Here is a 15,875-nt window from a genome sequence, read left to right as displayed (position 1 = left end):
ACACTGCAGAGGAAATTCGGAAGCGGTATCGCGACGTAATCTCGCAGCAGTTTGAACGACGGTTCGGCCGGGCCCCGCAGATTACCTACTTTTCATTCTGATCCCATTTCTGTCGCTTTCCTACCGGCGGCCCTTCTTAGCAGCTAAACGGTTCTTGGTGCGTGTGGTCTTCCTCAGGAGCAGCCCTGAATGACAGCACTGAAGCAACGAACGCAAGCCGATACTGCCGTCGTCTCTGGCGGAAATCGCTTGTACGGCGAGGTGCGGGCCCGAGGTTCGAAGAACTGCGCGTTGCCTCTCATGGCAGCAGCCTTGCTTACGAATGAAACGTGCGTTCTGCACAATCCACCTTTCATTCGCGATATCGAGGCAATGGCCAATCTGCTCACCAGCTTGGGCGCCCGTGTGGAGGTGGACACGAACCGGCGGACTATTGCAATTACAGCAGAGACGATTTCATCGACGCGCACGCCCACGGAAATAGCCACGAGTTTTCGCGCTTCTTTTCTGGTGACCGGACCGCTGCTGACACGTGTCGGTGAAGTGTCCTCCGTGCATCCCGGCGGCTGCAAGATCGGAGAGCGGCCCGTAAACGTGGACTTGCTTGGCTTCGAGGCAATGGGCGCCACAGTGGAGAGCCAAGACCAGGACTATCGCCTGTCCGCCAGACGACTTAGCGGTGCTCGGCTCTACCTGGACTATCCCAGCCATACCGGCACTGAGAATCTCATGCTTGCCGCCGCATTGGCGAAGGGTACGAGCGTGATTCGGCATGCCTCCTCAGAACCGGAGGTGGTGGCACTGGCCGATTGCCTCAATCAAATGGGAGCGCGCGTCCACGGCGCAGGCACCAATACGATTGAGATTGAGGGAGTAGAGAGTCTCCACGGCGCGGAATGGGACGTGATACCGGACAGACATGAGGCAGGGACATTTGCGTTCGCCAGCGCTATCACCGGTGGTGACGTGACTATTCACAACACGAATTACGATCATATGGAACCCCTGCTCTATAAACTTTCCCAATGCGGTGTTACCATACAGGGAACGCTTGATCCCATTAGGGTGTCGGCGAGCTACCCTCTGCGAGCCGTGGAAGTGCAGGCAATTCACTTTCCCGGCTTTCCCACAGACTTACAGCCACAGATTTGTGCCTTGCTTACGCAAGCAACCGGGGAGAGCGTAATTCACGAGCGCGTATTTGAGGCGCGCTTTAACTACGTGGAAGAGTTGCGCAAGATGGGAGCCGATATTCGGGTATCCGGCGAGAAAGCATACATTCACGGGCCCACACTCTTGCAGGCAGCCTCGGTGCGCGCACTCGATATCCGTTCAGGTGTCGCCCTCTTGCTTGCGGCCCTTGCTGCTGAGGGCACAACACGCGTGACGGACATGCATCACGTGTTTCGGGGGTATGAGTCACTGCCGGAGGACTTGATAGCTCTCGGCGCGCACGTCGCAATGGAATAGCAAGCTAGATGTTTGGTGCACAGCAAATCGGCATCGATCTGGGAACTGCCAACGTGCTGGTATACGTACCGGGACGGGGCATCACCATTAATGGCCCTTCAGTCGTTGCCGTATCCACGGAAGACAATCGCGTAGAGACTATTGGCGACGAGGCACGCCAAATGATTGGTAGGGCGCCGAGTAATATTGCCGTTGTCCGACCGATGCGCGAAGGTGTGATCGCTGATTACGTGGTGACCCAAGAGATGATACGCCATCTAATTCGGCGGGTCTGCGGTCGTGTACGCTTCTTCAAGCCAGACGTGATGGTCTCTGTGCCAACCGGAATTACCAGCGTCGAGCGGCGCGCCGTGCATGATGCAGTCGTCTCGGCCGGCGCCGGCAATGCCTATCTGATCGAGGAGCCGCTTGCCGCGGCGCTCGGCGCCAATGTGCCCATATCCTCCGCCAGCGGCAGCATGGTAATCAACATAGGCGGTGGCACTACTGAAGTAGCCGTTCTCTCACTCAACGCGATTGTAGTTTGCCAATCGGTACGGGTGGGCGGACGGCGCATCGACTCGACAATTCTCAATTATGTCAAGAGACACTATAACCTCTTGATCGGTGAAGGTACCGCTGAAGAGGTAAAGATTGCCGTAGGCAGTGCACTTCCCTTGGACCAGCCGATTTCACTTGAAGTGCGCGGCAGAGATCAGGTAGCAGGCCTGCCAAGAACCATTACTATCACATCAGATGAGATAACTGAAGCGATTCAAGAGACCATCGGCATAATCGTTAAGTGCGCTCGTGACGTTCTGGAAAAGACACCGCCGGAACTTGCTTCAGATATTATCGATCGAGGCATTGTGATGACAGGCGGCGGTTCCCTGCTTCGCAATCTAGACGGGCTCCTCACGCAGGAAACCGGCATTGCGTGCTATCTTGCCGACACTCCCCTCATCAGTGTCGCGCTGGGCACCGGGGTGGCGATGCAGTACTTTGACACGCTAAAGCGCAGCCTGGTCAGTTTTCGCTAGGGTCACTTCAACGTGCCGGCGGTCGCTCACGATGGAGTGTGCGGTTTGGGAATTGCCGCGAGATACAAGGTAGTGCTCTCAGAATCCTCGCCAGGTGCTTTTGGCGTCTGAATTGCTTCAGCCAACCGTCGGTTGCCCTCCGCGCCCGCACATCCCACCACACCTCATCACTAATCCGCACATCTGATTGCATCGAGCGCAGCAGGCTCAATGCGGCGACTGCAGCAGGCATTTCGCTACCTCTGCTCAGCCTTTGCACGTAGTCTGTATTTGCTTTCAGTTGTTTCACCGCTACCTATACTTTTACCCCGGGCCAAGACGGAGAGAAGTGCTATAATGGCTGTAGCAAATCCGTTATTCACTACAGGCACTAGAGACGTCCTCGCAACGCTTTTGACCCCCTGAAAGACCGTCCGCGCTAGTCTGCGTGTTGCCTAGGAGAGTGAGCATGGCAGGACATTCAAAATGGGCGCAAATCAAGCGCCAAAAGGCAGCCAACGACGCAAAACGAGGGCAGCTCTATACGAAATTGGGTCGCGAAATCACGGTGGCCGCCCGAGATGGCGGCGGCGATCCGGAGACGAACTTTCGCTTGCGCCTGGCTATTCAGCGGGCGAAAGACGCCAATATGCCCGCTGATACCATCGAGCGCGCCGTCAAGCGTGGCAGCGGCGAGCTCGAAGACGCCGCTCGGCTGGAGGATATCAACTATGAGGGTTATGGGCCGGGAGGCGCGGCTTTCTTCATCGAGGCGCTGACGGACAATCGAAACCGCACAGTTGCAGAGCTCCGCAACGTGCTGGCACGTGGGGGTGGCAATCTGGGCGAATCCGGTAGTGTGGCGTGGATGTTCGACACCCGAGGACAGATCATCATCGAACTCAACGGCAGCGACCCGGACGAGGCTATGCTGGAGTCTATTGAACTGGGCGCGGAAGACGTGCAGGAAGAAGAAGGCACGCTGGTTGTGATTACCCTCATCGAGCAACTTGAAGCCGTGCGCCGAGGCATGGAAGAGGGTGGTTACACGGTGGATAGTGCTGAGTTAACTCGCGTTCCTAAGACCATGTCGGAACCGGAAACCGACAAGGCTACCCAGTCTATGCGGCTTATCGAGCAGGTGGAAGACCTCGACGACGTCCAGAAGGTCTACACAAATCTTGAGTTGACCGACGAATTGATGGTCGCGTTCTCAACGAATTCGGCGTTATCAGGTTAGGATGACCTCATGCGCATCCTTGGCATCGATCCGGGCACTGCCCGTCTCGGCTACGGCGTTATCGAAGATTCGCCACAACCTTCCCTTGTTACATTTGGTTGCATCACGACGCCTGCCAAAGACAGCCAACCCAAGCGTCTCCTTTCAATCTATCGACAGCTCGGAGAGGTCATTGAATCCGCCGCACCCGATGAGGTTGCTGTGGAGCGACTCTTCTTCAATCAGAACGTAACGACCGCCTTTGCCGTTGGTGAAGCCAGGGGAGTTGTGCTCTTGCGCGCCGCCGAAGCCGGCTGTCCCGTCAGCGACTATTCGCCGCTTCAGATCAAGCAAACGCTCGTGGGGTATGGCAGGGCTGACAAGCGCCAGGTGCAAACGATGGTGTCCATCGCGCTCGCACTCCAGAAACCTCCCACACCCGACGACGCAGCCGACGCTCTTGCCGTAGCAATCTGCCACGCCCACATGCGCTCCGCGCAGCAACTCCTTGCACAAACATGATTGCCTTTATCCGGGGAGAACTCGTAAGCAGCGACCTGGAGTCCGTAACTATTCAGGTCGGCGGTTCTGACACAGTCGGCGGCATTGGCTTGCGCGTCGTCGTGCCTGCCAACGTTGTGCAAGAACTCGGCGCAGTTGGCAGTACCGTCAAGCTTGCGACGAGGCTGCTTGTTCGCGACGACCGGCTAGAACTCTTTGGCTTTACCTCAGAACAGCAAGCAGCTCTCTTCGACCAAGTACAGACCGTGAACGGTGTGGGGCCGAGACTCGCGCTAGCCATCCTCTCGACGTTCGCTCCTGAGCAATTTGTAACTGCGATTGAAAGCGAGGACCTGCGGCAGCTCACACTCGTGAGCGGTCTAGGCAAGCGGACCGCCAGTCGTATCGTCCTTGAACTACGCGGGAAGTTGGCGGCGTCACATGAAACCACAGGCGCCCCCGATGAAACCGCCGATGCGCTGGCGGCGCTGGGATACTCGACCGCAGAGATCGCTCATGCGCTCGCGCAACCGGAGGTGCAAGCAGCCGCGTCGGTCGAATTGCGTGTTGGAGCCGCGCTGCGCCATCTTGGGGCCTAAATCAGTATTGGCAAGGTACCTCTCGCACCCTACAATGCCATCGAACCAAGCTCTTTGAGAGGTCAAGCGCAGACGTTGAAGTGCACGACTTACAGTGCGAGCGAATCCGAGTTCATTTGCAAGGAATGAGCACATGACCGACACACGCGTCGTTGCGCCGCAAGAGGAGCCGGAAGACCTCCAAGTTGCGCAGTCGCTGCGTCCGCGCTCCCTGGAAGAGTGCATCGGCCAGGAAAAAGTGCGGGAGCACTTGCGTATTGCCATCACTGCCGCGAAACAGCGGCAGGAGCCGCTTGATCATACTCTTTTCCATGGCCCGCCTGGGCTGGGCAAGACAACGTTTGCAAACGTGTTGGCTACCGAAATGGGCGTCAACATCAGAGTCACCGCCGGGCCGGCCATCGAGCGTGCGGGAGACCTGGCAGCAATCCTTTCTAACGTACGTTCGCATGACATCCTCTTCATTGACGAAGTGCATCGCCTCCATCGTGCCGTGGAAGAGATACTCTATCCGGCGATGGAGGACTTTGCTTTAGATATTGTCATGGGCAAAGGCATGGCGGCGCGCAGTATACGTCTCTCGCTACCCCAATTCACGCTCATAGGAGCAACCACCCGGCTTGCCCTGGTCAGTTCCCCTCTGCGGGACCGCTTCGGTGCACACTTCCACATGGAGTACTATGACATTGACGCCATGCGAAAAATCGTCCACCGTTCAGCCGGAATCTTGGGTGTGGTAATTGACAAAGCAGGAATAAATGAAATCGCCCAGCGATCGCGCGGCACGCCGCGCATAACCAATCGACTGCTGCGTCGCATCCGAGACTGGGCGCAGGTGAAAGGCGACGGACGTATCACCTCCTCCCTGGCTGAAGACTGCTTGGAAAGCCTGGAGATCGATGGACTAGGGCTGGACGCGGTGGATCGGACGATTCTCATGACAATTCTCGAGAAGTTTGGCGGCGGGCCGGTCGGTATCGACACTCTAGCGGCAGCAATTGGCGATGAAGCGCAGACCATCGAGGATGTCTACGAACCGTATCTGATGCAACTTGGCTTCCTGGCCAAAACGCCACGTGGACGAGTGGTGCTCTCCGCGGCATACGAGCACTTGGGGCTTGACGCCGGTGAAGCCGCTGACAAAGATCAGCCCCGCCTCTTCGATTAGATTACGGATTCACGACTTATGAACCGTACGCCCGCTATTCCCTTCCGTACGGCGCGCGACTCGCTGCGGTGGATAGGCTGGGATGTTGTTCGTCGGCTCCTCCCATTCGCGATTGTGGCTCTTGTTTGGGCCTATGCCCTGGCAGGTGGGGCCGAAACGCTAAAGCTCTCCTGGCGCATTACCGGCCTAGACGTCGCACTCATCCTGGGCACTGGCATTCCGGCATTTGCTGCCTGTACGCTGTTCCGCGCGCGCTATTGGCCAATCCACAGCTTGGCGTCCCGCCGCGCCCACGCCATCGAGGATGGATACTTCCTCTTCTTTAATGCGCCTGCCGAGGAACTCTTCTTTCGGGGCATGCTGCAGTCGTGGGCGATGAGTATAGGATTCTTGCCTGCGGCGGTGGGTTTCATCGGCGTTGCCGTAATATTCGGCTTCATTCACCGTATAGCCGGATTCCCGCTGCCGTTCCTGCTGCTTGCTACTGCAGGAGGTGTCTTGTTCGGACTCCTTTTCTTGGTGTCTGGCACGATTCTTACACCCATAATCGTCCACTTCATTGCCGATCTTGCGCTCTTCAATTTAGGACCTACCGTTCTCACCCGACTTGGCAAGATTCCGTATCGTGTAGTCAGGGCACGGTCTGGTTGACAGTGCATTGCGCCGTTCTTAGACTGAGGATGAATAGAGCTTACATTGCGCTCCTACCTTTGAAACAGGGGACAGGCAGACTGACAAATGTGAATATGATTGACACGTTCATGCCTGTTTTAGGCCTCGTGTGTTCGGACCATAAGCAAGCCCTTGTCACATTTGATTGTCAGCAGCAACGGTCCTCGCTAATACGAAATGTGCGAAAACTCACTCATTACCCCGGAGACTTGATGCCATGCCCATAAGCGAACAACTACTCGAAATCCTGCGGTGCCCCGCTACCAAGGCGCAGTTGCGCCCTCTTTCAAGTGATGAGATCAGCCAGCTTAATTCCCGCATTGAAAGCGACGAGGTCACGTATCAAGACGGCAACGTGGTCGACAAGCCGCTGGAAGAAGGGCTGATTACCGATGACGGCGCCACAATCTACCGAATTGATGAGAACATCCCGGTAATGTTGATCGAGATGGGCATTCCCACAGGGTAGATCTCGCTTTAGAGACGGGCACGAACGGTGCGACGCCTGTCGTAAACGCGCAATTCAAGGCATGCGTACGAAATTCAGAATCGCTCTCTTGCCGCCGAAGCGAGGCTTGAGAGCGATTCGTTTTTCTCACTGCAGTTTGCCGCGACCGAGTATCGGCCACACCACCTCCACGCGGCCGTCGCGAATGCCGTAGAAGTTGTCGTGCAGGAACACGGTCGTATCCCCATAGCCCACAATGAACGAAATCTTGTCTCCGACGCGGGGAATATCGGACCCCTCTACCAGGTGAATTGTCCCATGCTCTGCCGAACAACCTACGGAGGCGACTTCAGGCAGACCACAGGGCTTGGGGGTGCTTGCATCCGTACTCATCGTCTTCTTGCCCGCGTCGCAGATGATGCGCGTCGGTGCGGGCCTACTGGTTACGGTTGAGAGAACCGTAAGCGCATAATCATGCTTTACCCCGAACCGCTCGCGGTACGTAATGTCGCAAAAAATGCCGCCTCCGCCCTGGATTTCAGTTACGCCCGGCTGGAACGCGGTGTGCCAATACGTCCCGCTGCCGCCGCAACTCACGATTTCCACCGGTAACCCAGCATCGCGACAACGATCTGCACTTTCGGTGAGCTGTGAGATAGCCGTTTTGACCATGCGCGCTTTCTCAGCATCATCCTTGGCGCCGAGAACCAACGCTTCCCACGCCATGACCCCCGCGAACTCAAGACTTGGGTAAGATGCGACCTTCTTTGCCAAGCTAAGTACCGGCTCGCCTGGAAGCACCCCGGCCCGGTCGATGCCTACGTTGATTTCAACCACTACGCGTTGCCGCACGCCCTTGCGTGCCGCCGCTTCGGCAATCTCGCGGACATTGTCCTCGTTGTCCACGGCAGGAATCACGTCGGCATGCCTGCGGAGGTTGACCAGCCGTTCAATCTTCTGGGGTCCAACGATCTGGTTAGCGATGAGAATACTGCGGATGCCGCCTGCGGCCATCACCTCGGCTTCACCGAGCTTGGCGCATGTAACCCCAATTGCGCCGGCATCCACAAGTAAGTGCGCTATGGCAGGCGACTTGATGCCTTTGGTGTGCGGACGCCAATTGATGCCCGCATCATGGATGATGACGCGTGCCATGTGAGCAACGTTGCGATCCAAGATGTCGAGATCGACCAACAGTGCCGGCGTGTCGATGTCTTCTGCCGGTCGGCCAATTATGTTCATCATTCGATTGTCACCCACTTTTCGGCGCGGCTTGCTGCGAAAGAGGTCTCTATGATGCGCGTTGCTTTGGCTCCGTCTTCACCCGAGTAGAGCGGCGGTTCACCTGCCAGGACCCTCGCGCTAAAGTCCTCGACAAGCGGTGAGTGCTTATTCTCCGCATTCGGGAGGTCAAATTCCTCGGTACCCGCGGCATGCTTCAGGACCAGATTCGCCCCATCGGTAGGTGTGCTGAACAGCGCTCCTTCCGTTCCAAATATCTCAATCGTGTCGTAACCGACGCCTATGCTCCAGTGAAAGGAGGCGGTCACCTGAACGCCGCTTGCCATCTTGATCAATAGCACATCCGCATCGTCCGCGGGATACGAGTGCACGAGCGTCTCGTTGCGGGCCGCCACCGCAACAGGATCGCCAAACCAGTGGCAAAGGAGATCGAGTCGATGGGAGCCTACGTCTGCGATCGGACCCCCGGCACTTTTCGCCGGGTCTACGCGCCAGATCTTCGGGTCATCCGGCGTCGGGTCGTAGTTGCCGGTCAAGACCATGCGCACCAAGACCGGTGTGCCGATTGCCCCGCTAGCGAGTAGCTCCTTGATCTTGATGTTCTTGGGATAGTAGCGCCGGTAGTAGGCGATCGCCAAATTCACACCGGCCTGCTGACAGGCAGAGATCATCTCACGGCACTCGGCATCCGTGAGCGCCATCGGCTTTTCGCAGAGCACGTGTTTGCCCACCGCCGCGGAAGCAATTGTCTGCGGCAGATGCTCATACACGCGACTGGCGGCATAGACTACATCAATCTCCGGGTCTGCGAGGAACGCTTCAATGTCGCTATAAGCCCGCTGCGCGCCATGCCTCGTCGAGAAGTCCTCCGCCCGCTCCTGGCTGCTACTCGCGAAGGCAACAAGGCTACTATTTGGATCCTCGTTGACGGCAGGCGCCACGGCTTTGTTCGCGATGTCGCCGCATCCAATAATGCCCCAGCCAACACGTGCCATAGTTTACTCCTCTTGTTGAAATATTCTTGATACCGGCTCCGTCGTACTCGCCGTGTGCGGGGGAACCACCCAACGGCCGACACCGTTTCGAATCGCGTTCATCAACTCCTCGATGAGTTCTTCCTCTTCGCCGGAACGAATCGCTTCCGATACGCATCCCTCGATGTGGTTCCTCAACACAATCAGCGAGACTTCCTGTAAACCGGACGTAATTGCCGCCATTTGTTGGAGGATTTCCACGCAATAGCGGTCTTCCGCAACCATGCGCTGAATGCCCCGCACCTGGCCCTCGATGCGCCGCAGCCGATTGAGCAAGGCCTGCTGCTCGGTTTGATAGCGGTGTCCGTTCGGCGTTTCAGACAATTCGACCCCTTGCTCGGAATCTTTGCTATCAAAGAATCTTCAGTTGGTACCTTGCGCGTACTTCAGTGCAATCCGAGTCAGGTGATGGGTGTTTTGCTGGTTATTGTACACCAACTTCACGCATATGGTGGGCGCGTACGTGCATCTGGAATGGGCGCAGCCTTTGCGGCTATAATGGGCCGCAGTGGCTTGCATCCTTCAGGCGTGAATGAGGAGTAGAATTGCAGCCGACAGAGTCGCTGTAGTGGAATTCAATGCAGGTGTGTGGGTCGCGCCATCCCGGTTACCCATACCTAGCGCTGAACGAGCAAAGAGACATGCCTCGGTTTTCCGTCGGTTATCGCTTTCCTGAACAAACGGTACACGTTTCCCCCGACAGAGTGCAGCAGTATCTTGCCGCGGTCGGCAGTGAGAGTCCGCTGTACCACGGCGACGGCAACGTTGCGCCACCGCTGGCAATTGCGGCATGGGTCCTAGCGGGGCTTATAGAGGCCATTGGACTACCGCCCGGTTCGGTACACGCTACCCAGGAGTTCTCGTTCCAAGACATCGCCCCAGTAGACAGTACGCTCACCGCGACCGCAGAAGTCGTCCAGGCCACGTCACGGGCCGGTATGGACGTGATTGTGGTTGAGATTACGGCCTTTCACCAAAATCGACCGATATTGTCAGGCCGCTCTATGCTGATGATGCCCGGGAGTGAGGAAGCGGAATGAGTGCAAGCGAGCGTTGGGGACCTGGCGCTGAATTGCCTGCCCGCTCACGATCAATAACGCTGGAATCGCTACAGAGTTATGCGGCGGCGAGCGGAGATCATAACCCTATACATACTGATCCAGCATTTGCCGCCACCACACCGTTCGAACGTCCGATCGCTCACGGGATGCTGCTACTCGCGTATGTCATGGAGATGCTAACAACCACGTTTGGAGAGGCATGGATCACGTCAGGTCAGTTGAAGGTCAGGTTCCGCAAGCCGGCCTACGTGGGAAGCACGGTAACCGCCTGGGGAACTATCAAGAAGGTAGACAGCGAGACGGGCAGCCTTCAGATCACGGTCGGCTGCCGTGATGAAGACGGCAATGACCTGGTTACAGGCAGCGCGGAGCTCAAGCCGTAGACTTGAATGCCGCCACTAGTGTGCGGAGTGGAGCCTATCCTGCGACGAGGGGACGCGAGCGGGCAAGCCGTTCGGCATAGTTCCGCTCGTAATACTCCCCATACCCGCCGGACTTGATGGGTCGCCACCAGTCCTCATTGTCGACATACCAGTTCACCGTCTCCACCAATGCTTGTTGGAACGCGTACTGCGGCTGCCAGCCGAGCGCCGCAAGGCGGGATGAGTCCAGACTATAGCGGAAGTCATGGCCGGGGCGATCCTCAATTAACCGCATCAATGCATGCGGCTTGCCGAGAGCATCTAAAATACTCGTCGCCAGCGTTACTGTGTTAACCTCAAACTCCACGCCGACATTGTATACTGCGCCAGGTTCCCCCCTTCGCAAGACGAGATCGACACCGGCGCAGTGGTCTGCAACGTACATGTAATTGCGTACGGCTTCACCCTCTCCGTAGATGGGCAATGGCTTGTCGTCGATGGCGTTGGTGACAAAAACCGGTACCACCTTCTCCGGATACTGGCGGGGGCCGATAGTGTTGGCGCCGCGCGTAATCATCACCGGCAGACCAAAGCTGGTGAAATATGCAAGGGCCAGCAACTCACCCCCGGCCTTGCTGGCCGAATAGGGGTTGCGGGGCGCCAGGCGCGCATCCTCGGTTGAGGTGCCTACAGGCACATGTCCGTATACCTCGTCAGTGCTCACCTGCACGATACGCTCCACGCCGTGCGCGCGGGCCGCTTCCAAGAGTACGCGGATTCCCTCCACATTCGTCCGTACGAACGCCGCCGGGTCCATTACCGAGCGGTCCACATGACTCTCCGCGGCAATGTTGACGAGGGCGTCACAGCCCGCCATCGCTTCATCAATTGCACCGGCATCACAAATGTCAGCATGTACGAATTGAAACCGAGAGTTTTCTTCAAGAGCGGCGAGATTGTCCAGGTTGCCGGCGTACGTTAGTTTATCCACCGCCACCACATCGGCATCCGGATACTCCGAAAGGACGAAGCGCACATAGTTACTTCCAATGAATCCTGCGGCGCCAGTCACCAAGATTCGCATTTCGCCTAAGTCCTTTAATTGCTTGAGGTACGGTCGTGCAAACTCATTCTTTGTCTTCGTCCTCTTTCACAACTCTATTGACGGCAAAGCTGACCACACTAATGATAAGTGCAACAAGCATGGCCGAGAGTAAGGTCGGTCGGCCCGACTCAGCCAGCTCAACCCCTGGCAAGAGGGCGGTACCCAACCAGAACAGCAGGCCGTTCAAAACAAGAATCCAGATGCCTAAGGTCAGTACTGTCACCGGAAACGAAATGACCTTGAGTACCGGCCCGATCACCGCGTTGATCAAAGCCACCCCTACTGCAAAAACAATGAGCGAAAGCCAATCGCCGCTGTCGGTGAATTCCACAAGCGCAAAGCGGCTCGCAATCACTACGGCAACCAGCACTGCCAAACTTCGGAGTAACAAGACGCGCACGAGAGATTCCTCCGCCACTGCTGTCAGGATTTGCCGATCCTCGGATCAATTATACGGTCTCGGCATTGGGCTGCACGACTCTGCAGCCAAAGGCACAAGAAATAGTGCCCTTCCTGCCAATTCTTGCTATCGTCACACGGCTATTGTGCGTCGAAGGGCCATGCCGGTTGTACACCCTAGCTTACGGAGCCTCGACGTCTGCCACACGTTGAAGTGCACGCCAATTGATGGCGCCAGACTCTGTAAGCGTATTTGCGTTCGCACCTTGCCTGTAGAGGCATAGCTAAGACTGAATCAAACCCTACGGCTGGTCTCCGATTTCCTCAACCGGCTTCAAACTTTTCCGTCGGAGCAAGCCCACGCCAAGTAATATGCTCCAGACTGCCCAAAAGACAAAGCAAAGCCGTGCTATCTGGATCATGGAATTCGTTAGAGACGTGACGCTGATGCCGATGATCTGACTCACGAGCGCGATGAGCGAGACAACGGCAATGATCCCGGCGGCAATACGGTTGAAACCCTTTCTGGTTGCAAGTCCCAAACTAAAGAGCAAAAATCCCAGCGCGACACAAAGACCCGCGATCAGGCTTATCCCGAATTCAACCCTGAAAACGGCTGCGGCTGACTGGAAGGAGGCAGCACTTTCCGTGTTCGTATCGGCCATTTCCAGGTTCAGCCCCTGCATCACTACCCAACCGATTGCGCCCACCGCCAGAAACAACAGGCCCAACTGAGAAAGAGCCTCATCGCCTGTGTCACTCTGCAAGCTGCGCAGAAGTGCGAATTGGCCGTAGAGGGCGAGAGTTAGTCCCAGCGCAATACCGATACCCGTGAGGTTTGCCAGAGCATGGTAGCGCTCCAGAGCGACAATGGTAGCTTCGGCCTTGTCCATCAAGGCGTTGTTGTAGAGGACGCCGCCAGGCTGGAAGACAAAGAAGACGAGCGCCAGGATCGGGCCCACAATGAGGCACAATCCGCCAAGAGTCCTTCCTGAGAGTACGCTCATCCACAATCCTCCTCGCGGCAAGTACCGCGCCGCACCGGTCTGAAGCAACTCCTGCCCTTAAATTCTACGCGATCTCTCCCTGAGTCACTACAGAAGCCTTCACAAGCGACTATTCCAACGTAGTACGCCGGTGCCTCTTCTGAAAGCTAATCCATGTTGCAGGTTTCTATCTAGTTTCAATGCCGTCTTGCTATACTAGACTCATAGTCGATCTTGCAGCACGCTACTGAGAATTGCAGGCAGGTCCGATGCTAAAAGGAATTGACCGATTTCTGGCGACGATTCTTATCGTCATATTCTTCATCATAGTATTCGCCGTCGTTCTTGTATGGCGCTCTCCTACCTCGGTTGAGCTTGAATACAGTGCCGGCGCCGCGCCCGAAGACGTCGTGCACAATCTTGTGGTTGCGGCAACGCGCGGGGACAATGACCGGGCAAAGTCCTATCTCTCGCCGGAAGTCCTGGAGGACATAGAAGAACGGGAGAAAGATAGCGGTTATTCACTATTACCTTCGCGTCGCTCAGGGTTGAACACCGGCGTGCGCCTGGTGGTCGAAGAAGCGGAGACCGTGGAGGGTCTGGCCACCGTGCGGGTCAACATTACTACCTGGTACTCCCGTCCGACGCCCTTGGGTCTCCTTGGAGTCTTTGAGTCTAACCGGTACTCGCGTGAAGTTGAAGTGCGGTTGCGGCAGATCGATGGCGAGTGGAAGGTCGTTAAGCCCTTCGATGTATGGATGCTGCACAATATCGTCGCGTAGGAAACGTCACTGCAATCAGCCATTCGCGTAGCGGGGAACAAGCAATGCTTACGGTACGGCGCCTCTACATTCTTGCTGCTGCCTTTATCGGCCTCTTGCTTTTCATGCATGCCAGCAGCGAACTGCTGCGGCTTGCTCTCCTGACATTCTCGCCAGACGCCGAGTTCAGTTTGGGCAGTGACTGGTGGCGCGAACAACTGAGCCTAAACCTCGCACTGATCGCAGTGGGAACTCCACTCTGGCTGGGACATTGGATATGGGCACAGCGACTTGCGCGCAACAGCGCCGAGGAAACCAGCCCGCTCCGTGCACTATTTTTTCTAGGCGTCCTGGGCGTTACCCTCATTGAGACCGCCGAGGGAGCAGGGGAGGTCCTATTCGTTCCGCTTGCGCGCCTTGCGGGCAATCCCTTCGAAACGGCCAATTTGCTGGACCATCTCGCTGAGGTGGTAATCTACGGTTTGTTCTGGACGTACCATATCCGCCAGCGACCACCCGCGCAGCTTCAGACCGGAGCGGCCGCAACCATCACGCGCTGGTACTGGTACGCCGCATCCTTCGGCAGTTTGGGAATAGTGGTTACATCACTCATCCCACTGCTCACAACGATTATTCAACGATTCTTTGGCGCTGATTCAGCCGATGCTGCGTGGTGGGAATTGCCCATCGTAAACAGCGTTGCATGGATCGTTGTCGGAAGTGTCGGCTGGTCATTCCACTGGGCCATGATCCAGCGCCAAACCGCCACTGCCGATAGTCCGGAATTACGATCGGCTCTGCGCAAGGTCTATCTCTATCTGTCCGTGGGCATTGCCGCAGCCGGCGCTCTCTTGGCAGTAGGGCGAATTCTCTATTTGGTTCTCTTGAACATTCTGAATGCCGTTGACGATCAAATTGCGTTCCTTGATAACTTGGCATGGATCATTCCAGTTGCGGCCGTAGCTGCCACGGGCTGGTTCTATCACCGGTATCATCTGCAGAGGGATGCCGCCCTCGTCTCCGAATTGCCGCGCCAGGCGTCGATACGCCGGGTTTACTCGTACCTGTTAACGGCGATAGGCATCTCATTGTTGGCATTTGGGGCATTTGGCATCCTGCGCCTGATCATAGGAATTCTGACCGGCCAGGCGGACACCCTCGATCTGCCTGAGAAATTCCTGCAGCAGCAGCTTAGCCTCTACGTGACGTTGCTGCTCGTGGGCCTTGCCGCTTGGGTGTGGTATTGGCGCCAAATCCAGCACGATTTGGAGGCCGACGAAAGCGGTGAAGAACGAGGGTCGCTAGTGCGCCGCATTTACCTCTCCCTTGTATCATCAGCTAGCGTGATCGCCGTCGTGATTGCAGTCGGGACGCTGCTCTACCAAGGGTTGCGTTCCGTGCTCGGCATCGGCTCGGGCAACGACTTCATCGATGCTTTGAACATTAACGTCAGTTTGGCGCTGATCGCCATCACGTTGTTGGCGTACCATGTGCGCTTTCTGCGTCTGGAGCACCGGGCCCCACGGGAAGAAGAAGAGTCTACGGTCACTGAGAGTCAGGCGCCTTCAGCGGCCGGAGATGCGGCATCCGAACCGGAAGTGCACAGCGTCGTAGTTACGCTTACGGGCGGAAACCTCAAAGCCGCGCAAGCCCAAATTGCGCAAAGCTCCCTGCCGGAGGGCACTGAACTCGCACTTCTGGAGACTTCACTCACGCCGGATGAAGTGCGGCAGCGGTTGCAGGCCCCTCAGGACAAGGAAGAGTAGACACATCCGCGTCATCTCACGAGGTGCGGCAATCCGCTTCAGTACCAATTACGCTGCGCAATTGCTGCAGCTCTCCTGACCCAA

At 56.9% G+C, this 15,875-nt stretch carries 17 protein-coding genes and 1 pseudogene; 12 read left to right on the top strand and 6 right to left on the bottom strand.

What is annotated here, in order from left to right:
- Positions 1 to 189: 189 nt before the first annotated feature.
- The 8 genes from murA (at position 190) to OXE05_02320 (ending at position 7,096) form a co-directional block, all read left to right on the top strand.
- The gene (gene murA, locus OXE05_02355) at positions 190 to 1,470 is read left to right on the top strand and encodes a UDP-N-acetylglucosamine 1-carboxyvinyltransferase (protein MCY4436159.1); all 1,281 of its coding nucleotides are present in this window, start codon (positions 190 to 192) and stop codon (positions 1,468 to 1,470) included.
- 8 nt (positions 1,471 to 1,478) lie between these two features.
- Positions 1,479 to 2,489: a rod shape-determining protein gene (locus OXE05_02350; GenBank protein MCY4436158.1), complete on the top strand. Its 1,011-nt coding sequence runs from the start codon at positions 1,479 to 1,481 to the stop codon at positions 2,487 to 2,489.
- A 448-nt stretch (positions 2,490 to 2,937) separates the two neighbouring features.
- The gene (locus tag OXE05_02345) at positions 2,938 to 3,708 is read left to right on the top strand and encodes a YebC/PmpR family DNA-binding transcriptional regulator (GenBank protein MCY4436157.1); all 771 of its coding nucleotides are present in this window, start codon (positions 2,938 to 2,940) and stop codon (positions 3,706 to 3,708) included.
- Positions 3,709 to 3,717: 9 nt separating this feature from the next.
- Positions 3,718 to 4,209 (top strand): crossover junction endodeoxyribonuclease RuvC, encoded by a 492-nt coding sequence (ruvC, locus tag OXE05_02340; protein MCY4436156.1) that lies wholly within the window; start codon positions 3,718 to 3,720, stop codon positions 4,207 to 4,209.
- The gene (gene ruvA, locus OXE05_02335; protein MCY4436155.1) at positions 4,206 to 4,787 is read left to right on the top strand and encodes a Holliday junction branch migration protein RuvA; all 582 of its coding nucleotides are present in this window, start codon (positions 4,206 to 4,208) and stop codon (positions 4,785 to 4,787) included. Before ruvC ends, ruvA begins: the two co-directional genes overlap by 4 nt.
- Positions 4,788 to 4,920: 133 nt before the next feature.
- Entirely contained in the window at positions 4,921 to 5,955 is a 1,035-nt protein-coding gene (gene ruvB / locus OXE05_02330; protein ID MCY4436154.1) for a Holliday junction branch migration DNA helicase RuvB, read from the top strand.
- Between the two features lie 18 nt (positions 5,956 to 5,973).
- The gene (locus OXE05_02325; GenBank protein ID MCY4436153.1) at positions 5,974 to 6,606 is read left to right on the top strand and encodes a CPBP family intramembrane metalloprotease; all 633 of its coding nucleotides are present in this window, start codon (positions 5,974 to 5,976) and stop codon (positions 6,604 to 6,606) included.
- A 238-nt stretch (positions 6,607 to 6,844) separates the two neighbouring features.
- Complete coding sequence (locus OXE05_02320) at positions 6,845 to 7,096, top strand: Trm112 family protein (GenBank protein MCY4436152.1); 252 nt, start codon at positions 6,845 to 6,847, stop codon at positions 7,094 to 7,096.
- Positions 7,097 to 7,222: 126 nt separating this feature from the next.
- On the opposite strand, the gene OXE05_02315 is transcribed toward OXE05_02320, so the two are convergent.
- From OXE05_02315 to OXE05_02305, 3 genes and pseudogenes are all read right to left on the bottom strand, one after another.
- Complete coding sequence (locus OXE05_02315) at positions 7,223 to 8,320, bottom strand: DSD1 family PLP-dependent enzyme (protein ID MCY4436151.1); 1,098 nt, start codon at positions 8,318 to 8,320, stop codon at positions 7,223 to 7,225.
- Positions 8,317 to 9,312, bottom strand: coding sequence for a Gfo/Idh/MocA family oxidoreductase (locus tag OXE05_02310; protein MCY4436150.1), 996 nt, complete (start codon positions 9,310 to 9,312; stop codon positions 8,317 to 8,319). The genes OXE05_02315 and OXE05_02310 overlap by 4 nt, the downstream gene beginning before the upstream one ends.
- A gap of 96 nt (positions 9,313 to 9,408) precedes the next feature.
- A pseudogene (locus OXE05_02305) lies at positions 9,409 to 9,675 on the bottom strand (metal-sensitive transcriptional regulator).
- A 317-nt stretch (positions 9,676 to 9,992) separates the two neighbouring features.
- Between OXE05_02305 and OXE05_02300 the strand changes: the two are divergent.
- Together OXE05_02300 and OXE05_02295 are read left to right on the top strand one after the other, a co-directional pair.
- On the top strand, positions 9,993 to 10,391 hold the full coding sequence (locus tag OXE05_02300) for a MaoC family dehydratase (protein ID MCY4436149.1): 399 nt from the start codon (positions 9,993 to 9,995) through the stop codon (positions 10,389 to 10,391).
- A complete protein-coding gene (locus OXE05_02295; protein ID MCY4436148.1) occupies positions 10,388 to 10,795 on the top strand; it encodes a MaoC family dehydratase in 408 nt (135 codons plus the stop codon). Before OXE05_02300 ends, OXE05_02295 begins: the two co-directional genes overlap by 4 nt.
- Before the next feature lie 34 nt (positions 10,796 to 10,829).
- On the opposite strand, the gene rfbB is transcribed toward OXE05_02295, so the two are convergent.
- The 3 genes from rfbB to OXE05_02280 form a co-directional block, all read right to left on the bottom strand.
- Positions 10,830 to 11,858: a dTDP-glucose 4,6-dehydratase gene (gene rfbB / locus OXE05_02290; GenBank protein MCY4436147.1), complete on the bottom strand. Its 1,029-nt coding sequence runs from the start codon at positions 11,856 to 11,858 to the stop codon at positions 10,830 to 10,832.
- A 43-nt stretch (positions 11,859 to 11,901) separates the two neighbouring features.
- Positions 11,902 to 12,279, bottom strand: coding sequence for a phage holin family protein (locus tag OXE05_02285; GenBank protein ID MCY4436146.1), 378 nt, complete (start codon positions 12,277 to 12,279; stop codon positions 11,902 to 11,904).
- A 301-nt stretch (positions 12,280 to 12,580) separates the two neighbouring features.
- Positions 12,581 to 13,285, bottom strand: coding sequence for a hypothetical protein (locus OXE05_02280; GenBank protein MCY4436145.1), 705 nt, complete (start codon positions 13,283 to 13,285; stop codon positions 12,581 to 12,583).
- A 248-nt stretch (positions 13,286 to 13,533) separates the two neighbouring features.
- Here OXE05_02280 and OXE05_02275 point away from each other — a divergent pair, with 248 nt between their 5' ends.
- Both OXE05_02275 and OXE05_02270 read left to right on the top strand, forming a co-directional pair.
- Positions 13,534 to 14,046, top strand: a complete 513-nt coding sequence (locus OXE05_02275; protein ID MCY4436144.1) for a hypothetical protein — start codon at positions 13,534 to 13,536, stop codon at positions 14,044 to 14,046.
- A gap of 44 nt (positions 14,047 to 14,090) precedes the next feature.
- Positions 14,091 to 15,791, top strand: a complete 1,701-nt coding sequence (locus OXE05_02270) for a DUF5671 domain-containing protein (GenBank protein ID MCY4436143.1) — start codon at positions 14,091 to 14,093, stop codon at positions 15,789 to 15,791.
- Positions 15,792 to 15,875: the final 84 nt, after the last annotated feature.

It is taken from the genome of Chloroflexota bacterium (assembly GCA_026710945.1).
Taxonomy (GTDB): Bacteria; Chloroflexota; UBA11872; order VXOZ01; family VXOZ01; genus VXOZ01.
Note: the sequence above shows the minus strand (reverse complement) of the source record. Positions and strands in the feature narration are given on the sequence as shown.

Bases quoted from the DNA above. Each gene is read 5' to 3' on its own strand.
- murA (MCY4436159.1), top strand. From the start codon at position 190: ATGACAGCACTGAAGCAACGAACGCAAGCCGATACTGCCGTCGTCTCT.
- OXE05_02350 (MCY4436158.1), top strand. From the start codon at position 1,479: ATGTTTGGTGCACAGCAAATCGGCATCGATCTGGGAACTGCCAACGTG.
- OXE05_02345 (MCY4436157.1), top strand. From the start codon at position 2,938: ATGGCAGGACATTCAAAATGGGCGCAAATCAAGCGCCAAAAGGCAGCC.
- ruvC (MCY4436156.1), top strand. From the start codon at position 3,718: ATGCGCATCCTTGGCATCGATCCGGGCACTGCCCGTCTCGGCTACGGC.
- ruvA (MCY4436155.1), top strand. From the start codon at position 4,206: ATGATTGCCTTTATCCGGGGAGAACTCGTAAGCAGCGACCTGGAGTCC.
- ruvB (MCY4436154.1), top strand. From the start codon at position 4,921: ATGACCGACACACGCGTCGTTGCGCCGCAAGAGGAGCCGGAAGACCTC.
- OXE05_02325 (MCY4436153.1), top strand. From the start codon at position 5,974: ATGAACCGTACGCCCGCTATTCCCTTCCGTACGGCGCGCGACTCGCTG.
- OXE05_02320 (MCY4436152.1), top strand. From the start codon at position 6,845: ATGCCCATAAGCGAACAACTACTCGAAATCCTGCGGTGCCCCGCTACC.
- OXE05_02315 (MCY4436151.1), bottom strand. From the start codon at position 8,320: ATGATGAACATAATTGGCCGACCGGCAGAAGACATCGACACGCCGGCA.
- OXE05_02310 (MCY4436150.1), bottom strand. From the start codon at position 9,312: ATGGCACGTGTTGGCTGGGGCATTATTGGATGCGGCGACATCGCGAAC.
- OXE05_02300 (MCY4436149.1), top strand. From the start codon at position 9,993: ATGCCTCGGTTTTCCGTCGGTTATCGCTTTCCTGAACAAACGGTACAC.
- OXE05_02295 (MCY4436148.1), top strand. From the start codon at position 10,388: ATGAGTGCAAGCGAGCGTTGGGGACCTGGCGCTGAATTGCCTGCCCGC.
- rfbB (MCY4436147.1), bottom strand. From the start codon at position 11,858: ATGCGAATCTTGGTGACTGGCGCCGCAGGATTCATTGGAAGTAACTAT.
- OXE05_02280 (MCY4436145.1), bottom strand. From the start codon at position 13,285: ATGAGCGTACTCTCAGGAAGGACTCTTGGCGGATTGTGCCTCATTGTG.
- OXE05_02275 (MCY4436144.1), top strand. From the start codon at position 13,534: ATGCTAAAAGGAATTGACCGATTTCTGGCGACGATTCTTATCGTCATA.
- OXE05_02270 (MCY4436143.1), top strand. From the start codon at position 14,091: ATGCTTACGGTACGGCGCCTCTACATTCTTGCTGCTGCCTTTATCGGC.